Annotated in this window: 19 protein-coding genes; 3 read left to right on the plus strand and 16 right to left on the minus strand. The window is 58.3% G+C overall.

Annotated features, from left to right (window positions below):
- Position 1 precedes the first annotated feature (1 nt).
- Positions 2 to 985, plus strand: coding sequence for a cytochrome d ubiquinol oxidase subunit II (gene cydB, locus JNB88_RS22575; RefSeq protein ID WP_220357357.1), 984 nt, complete (start codon positions 2 to 4; stop codon positions 983 to 985).
- A 154-nt stretch (positions 986 to 1,139) separates the two neighbouring features.
- Here the strand turns inward: cydB and JNB88_RS22580 are convergent, their stop codons facing one another.
- Positions 1,140 to 2,051 (minus strand): sigma-70 family RNA polymerase sigma factor, encoded by a 912-nt coding sequence (locus JNB88_RS22580; protein WP_223217284.1) that lies wholly within the window; start codon positions 2,049 to 2,051, stop codon positions 1,140 to 1,142.
- A gap of 220 nt (positions 2,052 to 2,271) precedes the next feature.
- Here JNB88_RS22580 and JNB88_RS22585 point away from each other — a divergent pair, with 220 nt between their 5' ends.
- Positions 2,272 to 2,727 carry a carboxymuconolactone decarboxylase family protein gene (locus JNB88_RS22585; protein WP_220357358.1) on the plus strand — a complete coding sequence of 152 codons (456 nt, stop codon included), beginning with the start codon at positions 2,272 to 2,274 and terminating at the stop codon, positions 2,725 to 2,727.
- Positions 2,728 to 2,849: 122 nt separating this feature from the next.
- Here the strand turns inward: JNB88_RS22585 and JNB88_RS22590 are convergent, their stop codons facing one another.
- The 4 genes from JNB88_RS22590 to JNB88_RS22605 all read right to left on the minus strand — a co-directional run bounded on the left by JNB88_RS22590 (position 2,850) and on the right by JNB88_RS22605 (position 5,422).
- Entirely contained in the window at positions 2,850 to 3,884 is a 1,035-nt protein-coding gene (locus JNB88_RS22590) for a DUF4331 family protein (protein ID WP_223217285.1), read from the minus strand.
- Positions 3,885 to 4,018: 134 nt separating this feature from the next.
- Positions 4,019 to 4,591: a DUF488 domain-containing protein gene (locus JNB88_RS22595; RefSeq protein WP_338111023.1), complete on the minus strand. Its 573-nt coding sequence runs from the start codon at positions 4,589 to 4,591 to the stop codon at positions 4,019 to 4,021.
- Between the two features lie 2 nt (positions 4,592 to 4,593).
- The gene (locus JNB88_RS22600; RefSeq protein WP_220357361.1) at positions 4,594 to 4,803 is read right to left on the minus strand and encodes a hypervirulence associated TUDOR domain-containing protein; all 210 of its coding nucleotides are present in this window, start codon (positions 4,801 to 4,803) and stop codon (positions 4,594 to 4,596) included.
- 25 nt (positions 4,804 to 4,828) lie between these two features.
- The gene (locus tag JNB88_RS22605) at positions 4,829 to 5,422 is read right to left on the minus strand and encodes a HupE/UreJ family protein (RefSeq protein ID WP_220357362.1); all 594 of its coding nucleotides are present in this window, start codon (positions 5,420 to 5,422) and stop codon (positions 4,829 to 4,831) included.
- A gap of 502 nt (positions 5,423 to 5,924) precedes the next feature.
- On the opposite strand from JNB88_RS22605, the gene JNB88_RS22610 reads away from it, so the two are divergent.
- Positions 5,925 to 6,173 carry a hypothetical protein gene (locus JNB88_RS22610; RefSeq protein ID WP_220357363.1) on the plus strand — a complete coding sequence of 83 codons (249 nt, stop codon included), beginning with the start codon at positions 5,925 to 5,927 and terminating at the stop codon, positions 6,171 to 6,173.
- A 59-nt stretch (positions 6,174 to 6,232) separates the two neighbouring features.
- Here JNB88_RS22610 and JNB88_RS22615 read toward each other — a convergent pair whose 3' ends face one another.
- The 11 genes from JNB88_RS22615 to JNB88_RS22665 form a co-directional block, all read right to left on the minus strand.
- The gene (locus JNB88_RS22615; RefSeq protein WP_220357364.1) at positions 6,233 to 8,503 is read right to left on the minus strand and encodes a CDC48 family AAA ATPase; all 2,271 of its coding nucleotides are present in this window, start codon (positions 8,501 to 8,503) and stop codon (positions 6,233 to 6,235) included.
- A gap of 41 nt (positions 8,504 to 8,544) precedes the next feature.
- Complete coding sequence (locus JNB88_RS22620; RefSeq protein ID WP_223217286.1) at positions 8,545 to 9,135, minus strand: HdeD family acid-resistance protein; 591 nt, start codon at positions 9,133 to 9,135, stop codon at positions 8,545 to 8,547.
- 78 nt (positions 9,136 to 9,213) lie between these two features.
- On the minus strand, positions 9,214 to 9,669 hold the full coding sequence (locus JNB88_RS22625) for a hypothetical protein (protein ID WP_220357366.1): 456 nt from the start codon (positions 9,667 to 9,669) through the stop codon (positions 9,214 to 9,216).
- A gap of 370 nt (positions 9,670 to 10,039) precedes the next feature.
- The gene (locus JNB88_RS22630) at positions 10,040 to 11,590 is read right to left on the minus strand and encodes a solute symporter family protein (RefSeq protein ID WP_220357367.1); all 1,551 of its coding nucleotides are present in this window, start codon (positions 11,588 to 11,590) and stop codon (positions 10,040 to 10,042) included.
- Positions 11,590 to 11,955 carry a DUF485 domain-containing protein gene (locus tag JNB88_RS22635; RefSeq protein WP_220357368.1) on the minus strand — a complete coding sequence of 122 codons (366 nt, stop codon included), beginning with the start codon at positions 11,953 to 11,955 and terminating at the stop codon, positions 11,590 to 11,592. Before JNB88_RS22635 ends, JNB88_RS22630 begins: the two co-directional genes overlap by 1 nt.
- A 54-nt stretch (positions 11,956 to 12,009) precedes the next feature.
- A complete protein-coding gene (locus JNB88_RS22640; RefSeq protein ID WP_220357369.1) occupies positions 12,010 to 12,450 on the minus strand; it encodes a MarR family winged helix-turn-helix transcriptional regulator in 441 nt (146 codons plus the stop codon).
- Positions 12,447 to 13,379, minus strand: coding sequence for an alpha/beta fold hydrolase (locus JNB88_RS22645; protein ID WP_220357370.1), 933 nt, complete (start codon positions 13,377 to 13,379; stop codon positions 12,447 to 12,449). Before JNB88_RS22645 ends, JNB88_RS22640 begins: the two co-directional genes overlap by 4 nt.
- Positions 13,380 to 13,417: 38 nt before the next feature.
- The gene (locus JNB88_RS22650) at positions 13,418 to 14,641 is read right to left on the minus strand and encodes a thiolase family protein (protein WP_220357371.1); all 1,224 of its coding nucleotides are present in this window, start codon (positions 14,639 to 14,641) and stop codon (positions 13,418 to 13,420) included.
- Positions 14,638 to 15,039: a Zn-ribbon domain-containing OB-fold protein gene (locus tag JNB88_RS22655; protein ID WP_220357372.1), complete on the minus strand. Its 402-nt coding sequence runs from the start codon at positions 15,037 to 15,039 to the stop codon at positions 14,638 to 14,640. Before JNB88_RS22655 ends, JNB88_RS22650 begins: the two co-directional genes overlap by 4 nt.
- Positions 15,040 to 16,677 carry an AMP-binding protein gene (locus tag JNB88_RS22660; RefSeq protein WP_220357373.1) on the minus strand — a complete coding sequence of 546 codons (1,638 nt, stop codon included), beginning with the start codon at positions 16,675 to 16,677 and terminating at the stop codon, positions 15,040 to 15,042.
- A gap of 61 nt (positions 16,678 to 16,738) precedes the next feature.
- A complete protein-coding gene (locus tag JNB88_RS22665; protein WP_220357374.1) occupies positions 16,739 to 17,191 on the minus strand; it encodes a MaoC/PaaZ C-terminal domain-containing protein in 453 nt (150 codons plus the stop codon).
- Between the last annotated feature and the right edge of the window lie 46 nt (positions 17,192 to 17,237).

Consider the following 17,237-nt stretch of genomic DNA (forward strand, 5'->3'; position numbering starts at 1 on the left):
CATGATTGAGTTCTGGACCGCGAGTCTTGGGCTGACCCTGGCGCTGTATGTTATTCTCGACGGGTTCGATTTGGGCGTCGGAATTTTGTTCTCCACGACTCGAACTGAAGATACGAAGCGGCACATGCTCAATTCGATCGCGCCGATATGGGACGGCAACGAAACATGGCTGATTCTTACCGCGTCGATATTGTTCGGTGCGTTTCCAGTCGTCTATTCGCTAGTGCTCAGTGCGTTCTACCTGCCGATCATCATTCTGCTTGCAGCACTTATCTTTCGCGGCGTCGCGTTCGAATTCCGAGAGAAGAGCAGGAGCAAACAATGGCTGTGGGACGCTGGATTTTGTATCGGCTCCTTCATTGCCAGCTTCGTTCAGGGAGCCGCGCTAGGGGCCATCGTCGAGGGAATTCCGAACATCGACGGACGCTTCACTGGCACCGCATTTGGCTGGCTCACCCCGTTTTCGTTCCTCTGCGGATTTGGGCTGTGCCTGGGCTACAGCCTGCTAGGCGCCAGTTGGTTGGTGAAGAAGTGCGAGGGCGAAGTCCGAGAGAGGGGATATCAGTTGATTCCGCAGCTCCTCGCCGGAGTGCTGGCTTTTCTTGCGATCGCGTTCGTAGTGTCGCTTGCGATGAAGCTGCCGGTGATGAACCGTTGGCTCGAACGTCCGGGACTCGGGGCATTCCCATTGATTGGAGTCGTGGGGTGTGCGGTGATTATGGAGGGCGTAAGATCGCGGCGGGATGGCTGGCCGTTCTCGGGTGCAGTACTCCTGTTCCTCTCGGCATTCGGAACTCTCGCTGTCTCCTTCCTTCCCTATATGGTTCCCTTCACGATCACGATCGAGCAGGCCGCTGCGCCGCATTCCAGCTTGTCATTTATGTTCTGGGGCGCCGGCCTGTTCGTCTTGCCGTTGACGCTCATCTACACGATCGTGGTCTACTGGCTCTTCAAGGGCAAGAGCCATTCGGGCAGCTATCACTAATCGGTGACAGATCGATCTGCTAGTTCTTGGCAGAGAAGCCGCGACCGCACAGGTGCGGAGAATGAACGCATCGCATCTCAACGACTCAATTTCGGAGCAAACACGCCTTCTCAGGAAATCCCATCTGTCGCGCGTCCCTCCACAACGGTGGCCATCAAGCCGAGCTACCGTCCCGGTGATGAACGTCAACATGCGTCAGCTTATCCGGATTTTTGACCATATAGATTGCAAAGATCTTGTCGTCGCGGATGCCGAGAGCTGTTGTTTGCAACACACCCTTTGAATCAAGGCTCACATAGCCCGCTAAGCCGTTAATGATAGCGGTTCGCAGCAAGGTGGGCGGAGTCATGGACTTCCGGTGAGCGGAAACGAAGAGTCGAACTGCACGCTCCCGACCCCGAATGACTTCTCGGAACGCTAGAACCTTGCCGCCGCCGTCGCTATGTATCTCGACATCGCGCGCGAGCAATGCCGAAAGCGCGGTGACATCGCCGTCACGCGACGCAGCAAAGAATGCGCGAGCAATTCCATCAGCCTCTGTCGCCCCGACGCTGTATCGTGGTCGTGCGTTCTGGACATTCTTGCGTGCACGAGAAGCAAGTTGCCGAACGGCAGCAGGTTCACGATCAAGCACCGCCGCGACCTCGGTCAGCGCTACGTCGAACACGTCGTAGAGCAGGAAGGCAGCCCGTTCTAGCGGCGAAAGCCGCTCCAACGCCAACATCAGCGTCACAGTGACATCGTCAGTGGTGGCTTCGCACGCATCCAGAGACTCGACCAACGGCTCTGGCAGCCAGGGGCCGACATAGATCTCGCGTTGCACTCGCGCCGACTTCATCCGGTCAAGGCATAATCGGGTGACGATACGGGTGAGATAGGCGGTCGGAGTGCGGACTTCGTCTTTAACGCGCATCCAACGCAACCACGCATCCTGCACGACATCTTCCGCCTCGGTGATCGACCCAAGCATCCGGTAGCTCAGACGCAGCAAGCGTTTGCGCTCCCGGGTGAATTCCACAATCCTTTGGTCGCTAAGCGACGCATCAGCGCTCGCTTCATCGGTCATCGCCTCCTCGCGGATGTTATGAGTTCGGTCCGTTTCGTTCCTGCCGTGATGCCACATGCCACCTTCCTCGCACTCGATCGCTTGGCTCGTGGACGAGCGAGTTCGCGCAAGTGTGACATGGCCCCTGCCAAAAATAAAATCGGGTCGAGATGTCACTTCTCCAATTGACGCGTCGTCAACCGAGCAGCGCCGGCTGTAGGCGCAATTCAAGGAGACCATCATGAATGAGATCACGCGCCTCAACTGGCACGAGGTAGCACCCGCTGGAGCCAAGGCCCTGTTCGGCGTCCATCACTACGTGACACACAACACGAATCTGCCTGAGGAACTTATCCATCTAGTATTCCTGCGCGTATCGCAGATTAACGGCTGCGCACATTGTATCGACCTGCACACCCGCGATCTATTGAAGACCATGGCGGCCGACAAGGTCACTCTGGTCCCAGTGTGGGAAGAGGTGCCGCACCTATTCTCCGAACAGTACCGCGCGGCGCTGGCCTGGGCCGAGGAGGTGACGCTTGTCAGCGAAACGCATGCTTCTGACCAAGCCTATGCTGCAGTTTCGGCAGTTTTCGAGCCCAGAGATTTGGTAGATCTTACAATCACGATCGCAGCTATGAATGCCTTCAACCGTCTAGGCGCCCCATTTCGGCTGCCGGTAAAGGCGCAGCCCTGAAGATGCGCGGGCGCCGTTGCGTAGCCACGACGGCGCCCCTCGCTTGTATATCGGCTGCTTACAGGCCCCGCTTGCTCGCCCGCAGATGACCTCAGTCGGATGATGCCAGCGATCGATTGCCATCAAGTTGAAAGAGGGACGTAAGGAAAATTCTTTGATGGCCCTGGGATGACTGTCTCCTTTCCTATGCCTAGGCGAATTGGAGTATTGGCGGCGATCGAGAACATCACGTCGGCGACGTTATCCGTCAAAGATCGCCCGTTCCAATCCGAGAACCCAAAAATTGCTGGGGTTCCCAGCGTGTACGGCAAGATATTTGGAAACAGTCGACGAGCAAGTCGCTCGGCGTAAGCTCTAGGATCCTCTGCGGTTCCGTAGGCGCCGACTACGCCCGACACCGCCTTGATCACGGACTCTCCGTGCATTGCGAAGTCATCAGTAGGTATTCCAGCGTTCAAGCGGTTGCCTAAATCCCCGTTGAACTGCGTAAACAGCGGATGGATCATCGGTAGCCCGATGCGGTTGACGGAACGCCAGCCACCTGCGTCCGTTGCGAGTGTCGAAACCGCCCAGATGCCGAGGCGGCTACTAACGCCTTCTTGCGAGCGAAACTCGCCGTCCGGCACTTCCAGAACGATTGAATAGACCGTGTGTCCCGCAAAGAGGTTTCTCGCAGTCTTCGACGACCAATTCTTCAAGTCGACCGCGGTGCCATCCTCGAACGCATGGCCAACAGCATGGAGGACATCGGGATCAATCCAAAACGGATCCCCTGCCTTGCCAGCCCAGATCCTCAGTTTGTCAGGCGCTTTGACCTCCTCGCCCGTCTTACCTTCGAGGACGAGGTCTCCTATCTCGTTTGGATCAGCGGCTGCCCCTCCGGCAATCCGTCGCAAGACAAACCCCTGTTCTCCCTGCTCGTTTCGATCACCAAACGTCAACCGATACGTAATGTCCTCGACTGCGTCGTTGTTGAGATCGATCTTGATCTCGTACATCCCCTCAGGATGGAAGCCCGGGCTTGGTATGGGGCCGAAGATTGAATGACAGACGTTGATCGCGAAAACCGTGCCGACCTCACCTCGGAAAACGTAAAGGTCGGTGATGTCGAGCCGAATGTCTTGCCTGGCCAACGGTGAGTCCAGATGATGGGACAAAGGAGGTCCTCCTGTTCATTGAGTAAGTCGAGAAGATCACTTGTGATGGCGGGCTCGGGCTGGCAAAGCACGCTCTTCAACGCCAATCTATCGACGCATCTTCGCGAGTAATATTGTCCGTCAGCTCAGAGAGCTTACACGTTCGGACAATTGGAGCAGCCACACCCGTACCCGCCCGCGGTTTCAGCCGGGTAGCGCACCCTATTCTCACTGGTCATGACGGCTCCAGGGGTGACGGCGCCGGAAATCGTTCGGCCAGGTGCCATCAGGTGATCGACATCAAATCCTCGAAGAAGCAGGTAGTCGGCTATGATGCGCCGATGACATCGCCACCACGCCGCTTCTGAGCACATCATGGCGACACGTGACGATGTGCCAATTGCAATGAGCCGCGATATGGCCATCTGAAACCTATCGGACAGGGCGTAGTCGGCATAATTGTGAAAACTCGCGTTGCGCCACAGTGCGTTGAGGTTGCAGGGCACACCGCTCTGGCGACGACGGCGTCCACCAAGATCGCTCCAGTGCTCGTACCCTATGCCGTGAATGTCAAGGCTGGCTGGCAATGTTTCGATGTTGAACGCGGGGTGCGTACGGGATCGCGGAAATGCTCTTACATCGACGATCAAGTCGATTGCGGCTGGCGCAAGCACCTCGATGAACTCGTCCAGAGAGCGGGTGGAGTGACCTATGGTGAAGAACGGCACTGTCACTCCTTCGCGGACAGTGCGCTCTCCTTGTGAGCGGCTATATGATCGCTGCGGTCGCTCTTGATCTCATACTGGGGCGCGTCGACCGACGCGCGATGCTTGTACCCTTTGAAGACGAAGTCCGCGACATGGATCCGTATGACCCTGCCGCTGACAAGACCGGCCTCCGAATTCCATTTGACCAGATCGCCGATCCTGTACTTCGGCATCGTTGGAACTCCTTTGACGCGGCTGCTAGAGAAGCCCGGCAAACATGGCAGCTCCTGCGCAAGCCGCCACGCTCCCGCAGGCTTGGGCGATACTTCGCCCGTGAAGCACTCTTTCCATCGCCGCGCCGAACGCCATCCCGGTCGCGTGTAGAACCGCCGTCGCTAATACGAAACCTAGAGCATAGGTTCCGCCGTCTACGTACCCCGGTGCCTCAGCCCCGTTAGCGTAGCCGTGCAGCACGGCGAATGTAGCCACCAATCCGGAGACCAGCCAGATGGGTGGCCTGGACGCGAAAGCCACTACAGTCCCAATCGCGACGACGGACAGTGCGAGCACCTCTTCGGTGAACGACACCGTCACCCCCAGGAAACCCAGCATTCCTCCACCAACCATCGACAACACGAATATCGCTGGAAGGAGCAAGGTCGCCGTCCCCTGCCGTTGATAGACGTAGAGCCCGAGCATGATCATGGCGAGCGCATGATCCAATCCAAGAAGCGGGTGTGCGAACCCGTGACTAAAACCACTAGCGTCATCGACGCCTGTATGAGCGAAAGCGACCGTGGACGAACAGATGAGGAGGACGAGCATTCCAACCGGTCTTGCGAATCTGGACATGAGCTTATCCTTTAAATTCATCGGGATTGTTTGGCGGCGGACCCGACCCAATCAGATCGTAGGACGCCGGGGCGAGAAGCACTACTCGCTCAAGGACTCATGCTTGGCTCACTAAAGTGTAGTTATAAGCCGCTCGAGAAGCTGCTAGATTCGGAGCATTCAAGACAACAGCCACGGTGGAAGTCTCGTCTCCCAACGAGCGGTGAAGTCGCGCGCGGTGAAACCTGGAAAGGACGTCACAACATGCTCAAGCCAAAAAGATCCATAATCGCGATCATTCTCGTTGCCCTCGCGTCGTCGTGCACGTCGACGGACAGTATGAATGGAGGCCAGTCCTTGGACCGTCCGGCGAACATCGCCTGTACCGATGGCTTCCGGCCCAGCCACGGCCGACCATGCAGCTATTGACGAGCAATGGCCCGCACATAAGATCGAACTGCCTACGGGCGCAGCCGGGGGAGGACTTACCCAGGTCTTCAGCTCACGCTATATACTGAGGCCGATGGGACACGACCCTGCAAAGGCATTCCGCTACGGTGTGGCATCGCTACTGATGCGACGCCCGCACCTTCGTTGCCATGCGAAAATCGCCCACTGGTGGAGCGAGGAGTTCGTAGACTACGCCGTGGCCATCCGCGCCAGAGACAGGTTCAGCGCAGACAGCGATGATAGGCTGAGGGAGTACGAGACGCTCTGCTATGAGCTTGAGGACGAACTCGAGGGCTATCTCACAGGCGGAGAACAGCACTAAAATCAACACTGCGACGGCCCGGAGCACCCGTACTCCATAGGGCCGTTTCACTTGTTCGGTCATTTTTGTGTGCGGCGCGTGAAGCCTATCTCGGTCATTTGAGGATCTTCCTGTCGCAGCGTACGGACCATCTGCTCGTACTCTCGTTCCATTTCAGGTGTTACTGAGGGACGGACTTCGGTCAGCGCTCTTGAGAAATCTTCCGCAGTGACCAAGTCCGCGTCGATGGATTTCCGCAAGGCCATCAAGCCGGCGCGCCTCGACAGGTCTTCAAGATCTGCGCCCGTGAACCGCTCGGTCTGCTCGGCCAGTAGATCAAGATCCACGTCGTCAGCCAGAGGCATCTTCTTGGTGTGTATGCCGAGTATCTTTCGCCTGCCCTTTGCGTCGGGCACTGGGACATAGACAAGTTCATCAAAGCGACCCGGTCGCAGCAAGGCCGGGTCGAGGAGGTTCGGCCTATTGGTGGCCGCAATCACCACGACGCCATGCATCTCCTCCAAGCCGTCCATCTCGGCCAGAAGCGTGTTGACCACCCGCTCCGTGACCGCGGGTTCTCCAAGGCCACCTCCCCTTGCTGGGGCCAGAGCGTCGATCTCATCGATGAAGATCACTGTTGGTGCAACCTGCCTCGCACGCTCGAAAAGACGCGCCACCTGCTGTTCCGACTCCCCGTACCATTTGGACAACAGGTCCGACGACTTCGTTGCGACGAAATTCGCCTCCGCCTCGCGGGCCACCGCCTTTGCGAGCAGCGTCTTACCGGTGCCGGGCGGACCAAACAGAAGAAAACCTTTCGCTGGTCTGATGCCAAGGCGCTTGAAGGATTCGGGTGATCGCAGAGGAAGCTCCACCCCTTCCCGCAGTTTCAGTTGCGCGTCATCCAAACCGCCGACATCGTCCCATCTAACGTTCGGCGCCTGGATCATGATCTCCCGGAGCGCAGACGGCTGGATACGTCGGAGGGCGGAAAGGAAATCCTCGTGCGAAACCGTCAAGTCGTCCAACACATCCGGCGGAATTCCCTCTCGTAAATTGATAGAAGGCAAGATCCGCCGGAGCGCGTCCATTGCGGCCTCGCGCACAAGCGCCCCGAGATCTGCTCCCACAAAGCCGTAGGTCGTCCGGGCGATCTCGTCGAGATCCATGCCGTCTGCCAGCGGCATGCCGCGCGTGTGGATCGCCAGCACCTCCCGGCGCCCAGCCTGGTCCGGAACTCCGATCACAATCTCGCGGTCGAAGCGACCAGGGCGGCGTAGAGCTTCGTCGATGGAATCTCGCCGGTTCGTGGCACCTATGACCACCACGTTCTGCCTAGGCTCCAGCCCGTCCATGAGCGTCAGAAGCTGCGCCACTATACGTCGTTCCACTTCTCCGGTTACGTCTTCCCGTTTTGGAGCGATTGAGTCGATCTCGTCGATGAAGATGATGGAGGGAGAGTTCTGTGACGCGTCTTGAAACACCTGCCTCAGACGCTCTTCGGACTCGCCGTACCGACTTCCCATGATCTCGGGACCCGCGATGTGGAAGAACTGCGCCTCGGTCTCGTTCGCAACCGCTCTTGCGATTAGCGTCTTGCCTGTCCCGGGCGGACCGTAAAGAAGGACGCCCTTTGGAGGATCGATACCGAGACGCTGGAACAGCTCCGGGTGACGGAGCGGAAGTTCCACCATCTCCCGAACCTGATCGACTGTCGATCCGAGTCCTCCGATGTCGTCGTAGGTGACGTCCGCTCGGCGGGGGGTTGTCGGCTCTTCGAACTGTGGCCGCAGTTCCACTCTTGTATCCTCCGTCATCTGCACGATTCCGCGAGGTGTCGTCGAGACGACTACAAGCCTAATTTCCTGAAGGCCGTATGCAGGCATTTCAAAAAAACCTCGCGTGAGACTGTCGGAGGAAGCCGCTCGTCCGATTCGCTGCTGGACCGAAGTGGAGATTACGTCTCCTGCGACCATGGGCCGATGAAGAAAAGTCCGTTGTAGGGCCTCGCCCGATCCCTGAAGGACAAGGTTCTTTTGCGCAGGGGCAAGGACAATCTTCGTCGCCCGCTTGGCATCTGACTTCCTGACCTCCACATGGTCGCCGCTGGAGGTCCCCGCGTTTATGCGTTGCAGCCCGTCGAGCCGGATGATGTCCAGGCCTTCGTCTTCAGGATAAGGACGCATCGCGATCGCCGCCGTGTGTCGCTTTCCCGCAAGCTCGATCACGTCACCCTCTGAGACACCGATCTTCGCCATGGAATCCTCTGTCAGGCGGGCGATGCTGGCTCCTGAATCCTGAGGTCTTGTGTTCGCAACCTGGAGCTGGATGACGCGGTCGTTCGACGACATTGCGATTCCTTTCGTGATCGGCTCGGAGTACTGCAAGGTCACTATGCGTGACTGGGCGCACCGCGTGAGGCTCGCCGCCGGGCGCGAAGAGCCAGCCCGAAGGCGATGAACCCCCATCCTTGGAAAATAAGATCGACGGTCAGCAACCCCCCAAGGAACCAAAGCCCAACGAGGGGCTGCGACAAGATGAAGGCCCCAACAAAAAATGTTAGGCAGCCGCTTGCGGCGATCCACCCCCAGCCCCTTCTTGTCCGGTCGAGTAGGCCGGAAATCCCGCGGAAGACGCCGGATGCGACTAGCAGTGCGCCAATCCCGATAGTGATGCCAAGGGCCGAAAAGACCGGGTCGTACACTGCAAGGCCCCCGGCCGCGCCATAGAAGATGCCAGTCAGGAGATAAAGGGCCCGGCGCTTCCAATCACGCGACGTGAAAGCATGGACAATCTGCATGACGGCACCCAATAGCATCATGGCTGCGATGTAGAATACTGAAGCGAGGGTGGACGCGAACAGATTGGCGCTAGCGATGCCGCCTGCGATCAACATGCCGACCCCAAGGGCCGCGAACCAGCCCCATTGCTTTTCGACGTGCGCAGTGGACAGCCCCGTCCGGGGCGCTGAAATGCTGGACATGTTCATTTCTCCTTTTGAACCATTTGAACGCTGCGGGAAGTTCAGTGCGCCCGACTTGGGGCCAACAAAGCCTGGTCGCTACCGCACGGCTGCTGCGACGACCTTCGCTATCCAGATTTCGACGGGCACCCCAGCATGACCAGCGAGTTCTCTGACTTGTTCAGCCAACGCCGGGTTCAGGGGTACGTCGAATATGACGTCGTCGACACCGTTGTTTGTGAAGACCATTCGGGATGCTTCGGCGGCGAAGTCACGGACGCGGGTGATTTTTTCCTGGACAGAAAGATCAGTTTCTGCCGCGACCGCGGGGCAATACATCGCGATCAGATGGTTTACCGTATCGTTGGAAGACAGCCCGTGTTCCCTCATCAGGGTAATGACGGTCGCAAGTTGCTCCGGCTGCGCCAGGATGGTGCCTTTGGGCAGCAGGCTGTCTATTAGCGCACCAAGCGGCGGCGTTTTGAGATCGATGATCTCAGGACACTCGAGGGCTGCTGCGCTTGAGACATCCGCCGCCCCTAGCCATAACGCCAATCCGACCGCTAGAGAGCTAGCAACAGCTCCTGTACGACCGTGACGAACGAAGACGTTCCGTTGCGTTGGGAGGGTTCTGTCGAAATACTCTGAGCGCAGCACAGCCGTTATCCCTGATCAAACTTCGATCCCATTTGGAACGGAGGTCGCGACTCAGGATGTCTCCATGCACCCATGCTCGCGACCTACTCAGAGCAGCGTATCGATGGACATAGGAACACTGAATTATACTGGGGGATAACGGGGATCGCTCTTCCGCTAGGAGGAGTGGTCCGATGGTGTAGCCTGATGATGCGCCATTGACGGTCGGGAACGATCTCTCGCGCTTGCTGGTTTCCGGCCGAACATCTGCCGACCGGAAACCTTCAAATCAACTCTGCGAAAGCGTGCCCAGTTCCGTGCGAACCAGCAGCTTATCAAAGTTATCGGATCTCTCCCTGCCGATAGTGCTCCCCAACCAGCACAACGCAAACCCGAGGGGAATGCTGATGATGGCGGGATACTTAAGGCTCAGGTACGCCTGCGCTCCGAGCACAACCGGGGACGCCAGGATGAGGGCCAGCGAGGCGAACACGCCACCGCTCAGGCCGACGATCGCACCTGTACGGTTAAAGCTTCTCCAGAAGAGAGCACACAGGAGGACTGGAAGATTGGCGCTTGCGGCGACCAGAAATGCAAGTCCAAGCAGGAACGTGATGTTGAAGCCCGTACCGATCGCGATACTGGCTCCCGTTGCGAGAACGCCTACCACAACCGCCGAAAGCCTTGCCACCCGCGCCTCACGCTCCTCTATGTTGCTCTGACCTCGCCAAAATACGCCGGCGAATATGTCGTGGGCAACGGCGCCGGAAGCGGAGATAAGGAGCCCCGAGACGACTGCTAGAATGGTGAGAAACGAAACGCCCGCTATCAGCGCGATAGAGATCGCACCCGTAGTCGTCTCCAGACCGCCGCCGAGCACGCCCGCCAATATAGGGGCCACCAGGTTGCCACCCACGCCGGAGGCAAGCGTCGCCGCCTCGCCGCTTAGAAGAAGACGTGCGCCCAGTCCAAGGATAACGACCATCAGGAAGAAGACTCCCATCGCAGCCATCGCCCATCCGAGCGAACGACGAGCAGCGGTCCCGTCCTTCACGGTGAAGAACCGGATGAGCACATGTGGAAGGCCCGCTGTTCCAAGCATGTAGACCAGACCGTATGACAGTATATCGACGGGATGTGCCGAAGACAGGAGGAGTCCGGGTCCGGCGAACTCAAAACCCTTGGGATGTGCGGTTGCCGCACTCGTCACCAGTGAGGCGAAACTCCAGTCCGTGTGGCTGAGGATTGCGGCGCACATCGCGGCCCCAACCAGCAGCAAGATTACTGCCTTCACAATCATTACCCACGTCGCCCCGAGCATGCCGCCAAACGCGACGTAAGCTGTCATCAGTCCACCGGTCAAAATCACTGCCGTCGAAAAACTTAACCCGGACAACGCTTGCAGCAGGATCCCGGCGCCGACCAATTGCGCGAATAGGTAGAGCAAGCTCACAACGAGGGATGTCCCCGCCGTGACCGCCCGTACGACGGGGTCGGGGAAGCGCAGTGACAGAACCTCGGCGAGCGTGAACGCACCCCCATTGCGCAGGCGCTCTGCAAGCAGGAACAGAAGCGGCAGGAATGAAAAGATCGCCGCCACCAGAATCAAGGTGCCATCGAATCCATACAGATAGATCAGTCCCGTCGTCCCGAGAAAGGTGCCCGCTGACATGAAGTCACCTGCAATGGCCAAGCCGTTTTGAACACCGGAAATGCTGCGGCCCGCCGTGAAGAAATCGGACGCCGTCCGGGTGCGCCGCGCAGCCCAGGCAATGATGCCGAACATGGCGACGACAAGGGCCCCGAAGACCAGCAGGGTGATAAACCGTGTGTCTGCCATCAGCGTGCTCCCACTGGAGTGCTGATCGTGGCTACAACGTTCCTTCTAACTCTGGTGGCCATGGGTTCAAGGACACGAGCGGAGAGTCGAAGGTATAGCCAGGTGAAGGCCCAAGCTAGGAAGAACATTCCGAAAAACACCATGTAGGCGTTCGAACCAAAGACCATGTTCCCTGACCCCAACATGGTCGGCGCGAAAGCCACGAGCGCGAAAAAACCCACGTAGACAGCCATCATGGCAGCCGAGAAGCAGAATCCGAGGGTGCGGCTGCGCCTTATGAGCGACTGCACCTCCGGGTTTCTATGCAGCAAGGCCGGATCTCCATAGGTCTCTCCCGGCTTCAGTTCGATGACATTCTCGAGCATGAGTTCCTCCTCTGTTTGGCAGCACCGAGACACCCTCCCTGCTGCACCGCTCGTTCATGGATTGGGTTCGATGATTTTACGCAACAACCGCGCTAGCTCGGACTTCTCGCCGTCCGTGAAGCTGGCAAACGCTTCTGCTTCGATGTCTTGCATGACAGTAACCAGCCGCTTGCGAAGTTCCTCTCCCTTTGAAGTCAGAGCGAGGGTGATGAGGCGCTTGTCCTCTTGATTCGGATCCCTGTGGAGCACCCCGACTGCGGTTAGCTGCTTGATGGCACGGCTGATTTTCGCCTTGTCCATCTTTGTCAGCTCGGCCACTTCGAAGGTCGACACCGGCCCAAAGCTATGGACTACGGTGATCACTCGAGCTTCTGCGATGGTGATGCCGAGCAATTCAGCATAGATGCCAGAGGTTTTCTGAGTGATGGCACTCGTCGCCACGAGGAGCTGATACGGCAGGTAGCGCTTCAAGTGCAGGTCGTCGGAATCGGTCATGAGCAGGCCTCCAGGTTTGAATGGGAGGCATCAATACGGGTTAGCCATTGCATGACAAGGTCGAGGACGGTCTCGCTATTGCGATCCATCATCAGCATATGAGAGTTCCCCATCAGACCTTCCCGGGGAAGATCGAGCGTGTCGGCGACGCCTCCTCCGTCCCTCCACGCCTTCACGCTCTCCTTTGCGCTCCGCGCCAACCTCGTCCAGGTGTCATCACGGTCGATGAAATCGCCCTGCACATGCAGCATGGGGCGTCCTGCTGCACGCTCGAACCGCGATGGTCCTCCATGGGGCTCCAAGGCAACGGTCGCGCGGACGAGCTCAGGTTCGCGTTCCGCCACGGCCATAGCATGACCACCCCCTTGGCTGTGACCGACCAAGTAGCAAGGCCCGACTATTCGGACTACCGCCACCAGAGCGGCGATCTGTGCCTCCGTGTTCGTCAACCACCTGGGCACCGTCTGACGGACAAGGTCATCGAAGGCTTCTAATGGGAATTGCGAGCCGTCGAAGGGGCGACGTGCTGCAAAGTCGGCGCGTTTTCCGATCCGGAACAGGGACCAGGATTCTTCTGCGCTGCGCTGCAACGGGCGTCCGCTCCACGTGCCGGGCAGCGCGGCGAAACCCGCGCGGCCCCGCTCCACCGAGTCGGCGACGTAAGTTGACACGCCTCGGCGAATGAGACTTTCCTGCCAGCCCATCCGACAGTCTGGGTGAGTCTCCCAGCAGCTCCCGGTCAGCCCTCCGCCATGTACTAGAACAACCGGCAGCGCCAATCGCTGCTGGTGGGGAATGAAATATTGCACGTAGCTTTGCTCGATCCAGTATTCGCCGTTGGGATCGTAGCGGTAGTCAGAGAATCCGGCGGAGAACGAAATGTCCTCGCAGGGCTCGCCAGAAATTCGGACTCTGTGGCCACCGGCCATGAAACTTCCCATACCTCCAAGGACCATGGAGCACACGGCTAAGCCTCCCGAGAGAGGATGGACACGCTATGGCAGGCCATCATACCGCCGAGAGCGTGAACCAACGCGGTCGTAGGCGTCTCGACTTGAAGGCCGAGAGCTTGGCCCCGCAACTGCCTGATCGCCTCCATCATGCTGTCCATGACGCATGAGACGCCGGGCTGACCAAATGAAAGCCAACCTCCATTGGTGTTTGTGGGGCGCTCTCCTCCCGGGCCTGTCGCTCCAGACCTGACGAAGGACCCAGCCTCTTCCATGGCCACATAGCCGAGCTGGCTGAGGCTCATCAGTTCTACGTGCGCAAACTGGGAGGCCGTCTGGAGCAGGTCCATTTCGTTAGGTCCCAGACCAGCCATGTCGTACGCCTTCTGAGCGGCAATTCCGCATCCCGTTTCGGTAATGTTGGGAAGCTTGCCGAGTGGAAGGCGACTTGACCGCAAGGACATCCGATCGGTCAGATAATCGTGTGTCGAGCACTCACCCGCACCGAGCAGATAGATGGGGGTTTCGGTGAGCTGTCTGGCGATCTCCGACGTTGTTACGATGTATGCGCCGGCCGTGCCTGGCGGCCCCCATGTCGCGCAATGCCAGAGACGCAGCGGCGAGGCGATCAGAGGCGACGCCATCACTTCTTCGACAGTGATGATTCCCTTGCTTCCCTTGGCTGCAAAAGGATGATGGGTGGCCCACTCCTGGCACTGGACCGCGACGGATGCCAAGTCTTCCTCGGTCACATCGAACTCGTGCATGAGGCGGCAGGCGATCTGTGCGTAGATGGCAGGAATGATCGGCCTGTACGGCTGTTCGAATTCAGGATCAGCGTCGATACTGCTGATACCCACCCTTGCGTCCGTCATCCCCGCCGCTGCATCCGCGCCCACGCAAAGGACAAAGCGGGCGGCCCCGCTTGTTACCGCGAGCGCAGCGTGCTTGAGCATCGAGTTCATGCCAGCCGCGTGGATCGTGATTTCGGAGGCGTAGGTGGGGGTGATGTTCAGATTGGCAGCGAAGATATTGTTATATTGCTGGCGCATGTCCGACATCGGGGCACGTCCGAACAACAAGCCATCAATGTCGTCCTTCTCCAGACCCGCGTCCTCGATCGCTTTCCGAGTCGCTTCAGAAGCGAGCCGCATCGCAGTCTTGCGCTCGTCCTTCTTGCAATAGCTATCGCCGAAACCGACAATGGCTGCCTTTCCTCTAATGTCACGCATTTGGCTCATGACAACACCTTGAATTTCGGAAGCGTGACGCCGTTGCCGAGATCATCGAACCAAACTCGGACCCGCTGTCCGATTTCGACGACGCTGTCGAGGGCGGGTGGCTTGATCTCAGTGAACATGTGAAAGCCTTCATCGAGGCTCACTATGCCCAAGACGATTGGGTTGAAGGGGGTATCCGTTTGTCGAAGCGGGATGTACTGTGTGGTGAACGAATAGATAGAGCCATTGCCTTGCGACTGCGTCCATTCGAGATCATCAGACAGACAGTAAGGACATGCCGGTCGCGGATGAAAGACAGGCGCCTCGCAGCATCGACATTTCTGGAAGACAAGGCGGCCATCGCGGGCGGCCGCCCAATATGTCTCAGTGTCCCTGGTGGTCCGTGGGCGGTTTTCCATCTAGCCAGCCTTCCTTGACTGGAACTCTTCGAGGAAGATTTCACGCAGCAGGTGCTTCTGTATCTTGCCGCTGCCCGTGAGGGGCCACTCGCGCGTAAACCGGACGTATCTCGGTACTCTGAAATTGGCGACCGTACCTGAGCAAAAACGGATCACCTCGGCTTCGTCCAGTTCTGCTCCCTCCTTCAGCTCCACAATTGCCATAACGACTTCCGAGAGCCGATCGTCGGGAGCGCCTATGACTGCAACCTGTTTGATGTGAGGATTTTGTAGCAAAACAGCCTCGACTTCCTCCGCCGACACGTTCTCGCCGCCAATCTTCAGCATGTCTTTAAGCCGGCCCACGAATCGGAGGTTGCCTTCCGCATCAAGCGCTCCGAGGTCACCGGTGTGGATCCAGCCTTCATTGTCCATGGCCTTGGCCGTTTCCAGCGGCTGCCTCAGGTAGCCGTTCATTCGCCACCAACCGTTGATGCGAATTTCGCCGATCTCGTCAGCCGTCAGGCGCTCGTTGGTTTCGGGATCGAAAATCGCAAGCTCACTGCCAGTGACTGCGGTACCGCAAGTGGAGGCGCGAACGTCCCAGCTCTGGCGATAGTCGCCCCCGGCGCCGCCGCCTTCGGTCGCCCCGTATATCTGGACAAGGTCCGGCATGTCGAATGCGTCGCGGACGCGTTCCATCAATGCGGGCGTGCCCACGCACCATCCGCCGCGGAGGGAGGACAGGTCGTAGTCCCTGAAACGCTCATGGTTCATCTCCATGATGTACATGGCGCCATAGCCTGACCGTGAAACACATCGTTCCCGCTCGATCAGGGAGAGGATGCGCTCCACCTCGTAGTATTCTGCACTTACTACAGCCCCGCCGAGTGTAAGAGGCAGCGGGATGGCTCCACACGAGCCTCCCACGTGGTAGAAGGGCTGGGTGTTCAGAAACGGCTCGCCCGGCTTTAGTCCTGTACGGAGTGTGAATTCCACGCCGAAATTGAGAGCGTACCGATGGCTGCAGAGGGCTCCCTTTGGAAGCGCCGTCGTCCCGGAGGTATATTGCAGAATAACGGGATCATCGAAGTGTTGCTCGGACTGCCTCTGCATCAGCCGTTCCTGGCTGACAATCTCGCCGGAGTTCTCGAAATCCTTAAATGCCATGAAGCCTTCGGCCTGGACCGAACCTAAGGAAATCACTCTCTCGAGATGTGGAAGATTGGCGCTCTGAAACCGTCCGGAATCCTCCGGAACCCAATCGCCAGCCAGATCGGACAAGGTGCTCACAAAATCGTGCTTTAGGAAGCGCTCGACCATGATCAGGATTCGAGCTTGCGAATGCTTCAGGACGTGGCCGAGTTCAAACGTCTTGAAGCGCGTATTGATTGCAACGATGACCGCCCCGACTTTAGCGCATGCAAACTGGCAATAGGCGAATTCAGGGAGGTTCGGTGTCCAAATTGCCACCGTGTCCCCCTTTTTGATGCCATGAGCGAGGAGCGCCCGTGCTAGAGCGTCAGACCGCCTTTGCATTTCTCGGAAGCTGACCCGCGCCTCGTCAAAAACCCAGCCGATCCGGTCCGGCCAGTGAAGGACTGCCTGGTCGAGCGCTTCTCCAAGGCATAAATGTCGTATAGCAACTGAAAAAGTCATGTCACTCCCCTGTTTGTCTGGTGATCTTTGAAGGCGCGGCCGATGGCCGCGATCGAATTCGCTATGCCTGTGGTCGGAGAGCGATCATCATCGGCGAAGTGCCGCGCTGCACGAGAGTGCCGTCCTGATTGATCAGGGAAAACTCGCGCTCGACAATTCCGAAGTCACCTTTGCTGGTCAGGCGCTTTCCAGTCAGCACCATCTCCGCGTGGAGGGTGTCGCCGATGAGGATGGGCGCCTTGAATTCCCATTTGTCGATGGACAGCATTGCAACTGCTGACAGTTCGAACACTCCCCAGCGAGTGAACATTCCTGTCAGAAGTGTGATGCCGAAGATCCCGCCCACCACCCGACGCCCGAAGCGGGTCGTCCTGGCATACTCGTCGTCACAGTGTAGCGGGTTCCAATCTCCGGAAATCATGCAGAAGACCGTTGCATCTGCATCGGTTACCGTGCGGCCTGTGCTCACGAACTTCGATGGTATTTCCAAGTCTTCATAATACAACGTGGTCATCGCTCACTCCCAACAATGTCATTTCATATCATATGAAATGATTTAT

It is taken from the genome of Rhizobium cauense (genome assembly GCF_019511525.1).
GTDB classification, from domain to species: Bacteria; Pseudomonadota; Alphaproteobacteria; order Rhizobiales; family Rhizobiaceae; genus Rhizobium; species Rhizobium cauense.

Coding starts and splice junctions, on each gene's coding strand:
- cydB (WP_220357357.1), top strand. CDS start 2: ATGATTGAGTTCTGGACCGCGAGTCTTGGGCTGACCCTGGCGCTGTAT.
- JNB88_RS22580 (WP_223217284.1), bottom strand. CDS start 2,051: ATGACCGATGAAGCGAGCGCTGATGCGTCGCTTAGCGACCAAAGGATT.
- JNB88_RS22585 (WP_220357358.1), top strand. CDS start 2,272: ATGAATGAGATCACGCGCCTCAACTGGCACGAGGTAGCACCCGCTGGA.
- JNB88_RS22600 (WP_220357361.1), bottom strand. CDS start 4,803: ATGCCGAAGTACAGGATCGGCGATCTGGTCAAATGGAATTCGGAGGCC.
- JNB88_RS22605 (WP_220357362.1), bottom strand. CDS start 5,422: ATGTCCAGATTCGCAAGACCGGTTGGAATGCTCGTCCTCCTCATCTGT.
- JNB88_RS22610 (WP_220357363.1), top strand. CDS start 5,925: ATGGGACACGACCCTGCAAAGGCATTCCGCTACGGTGTGGCATCGCTA.
- JNB88_RS22615 (WP_220357364.1), bottom strand. CDS start 8,503: ATGTCGTCGAACGACCGCGTCATCCAGCTCCAGGTTGCGAACACAAGA.
- JNB88_RS22620 (WP_223217286.1), bottom strand. CDS start 9,135: ATGTCCAGCATTTCAGCGCCCCGGACGGGGCTGTCCACTGCGCACGTC.
- JNB88_RS22630 (WP_220357367.1), bottom strand. CDS start 11,590: ATGGCAGACACACGGTTTATCACCCTGCTGGTCTTCGGGGCCCTTGTC.
- JNB88_RS22635 (WP_220357368.1), bottom strand. CDS start 11,955: ATGCTCGAGAATGTCATCGAACTGAAGCCGGGAGAGACCTATGGAGAT.
- JNB88_RS22640 (WP_220357369.1), bottom strand. CDS start 12,450: ATGACCGATTCCGACGACCTGCACTTGAAGCGCTACCTGCCGTATCAG.
- JNB88_RS22645 (WP_220357370.1), bottom strand. CDS start 13,379: ATGGCCGGTGGCCACAGAGTCCGAATTTCTGGCGAGCCCTGCGAGGAC.
- JNB88_RS22650 (WP_220357371.1), bottom strand. CDS start 14,641: ATGAGCCAAATGCGTGACATTAGAGGAAAGGCAGCCATTGTCGGTTTC.
- JNB88_RS22655 (WP_220357372.1), bottom strand. CDS start 15,039: ATGGAAAACCGCCCACGGACCACCAGGGACACTGAGACATATTGGGCG.
- JNB88_RS22660 (WP_220357373.1), bottom strand. CDS start 16,677: ATGACTTTTTCAGTTGCTATACGACATTTATGCCTTGGAGAAGCGCTC.
- JNB88_RS22665 (WP_220357374.1), bottom strand. CDS start 17,191: ATGACCACGTTGTATTATGAAGACTTGGAAATACCATCGAAGTTCGTG.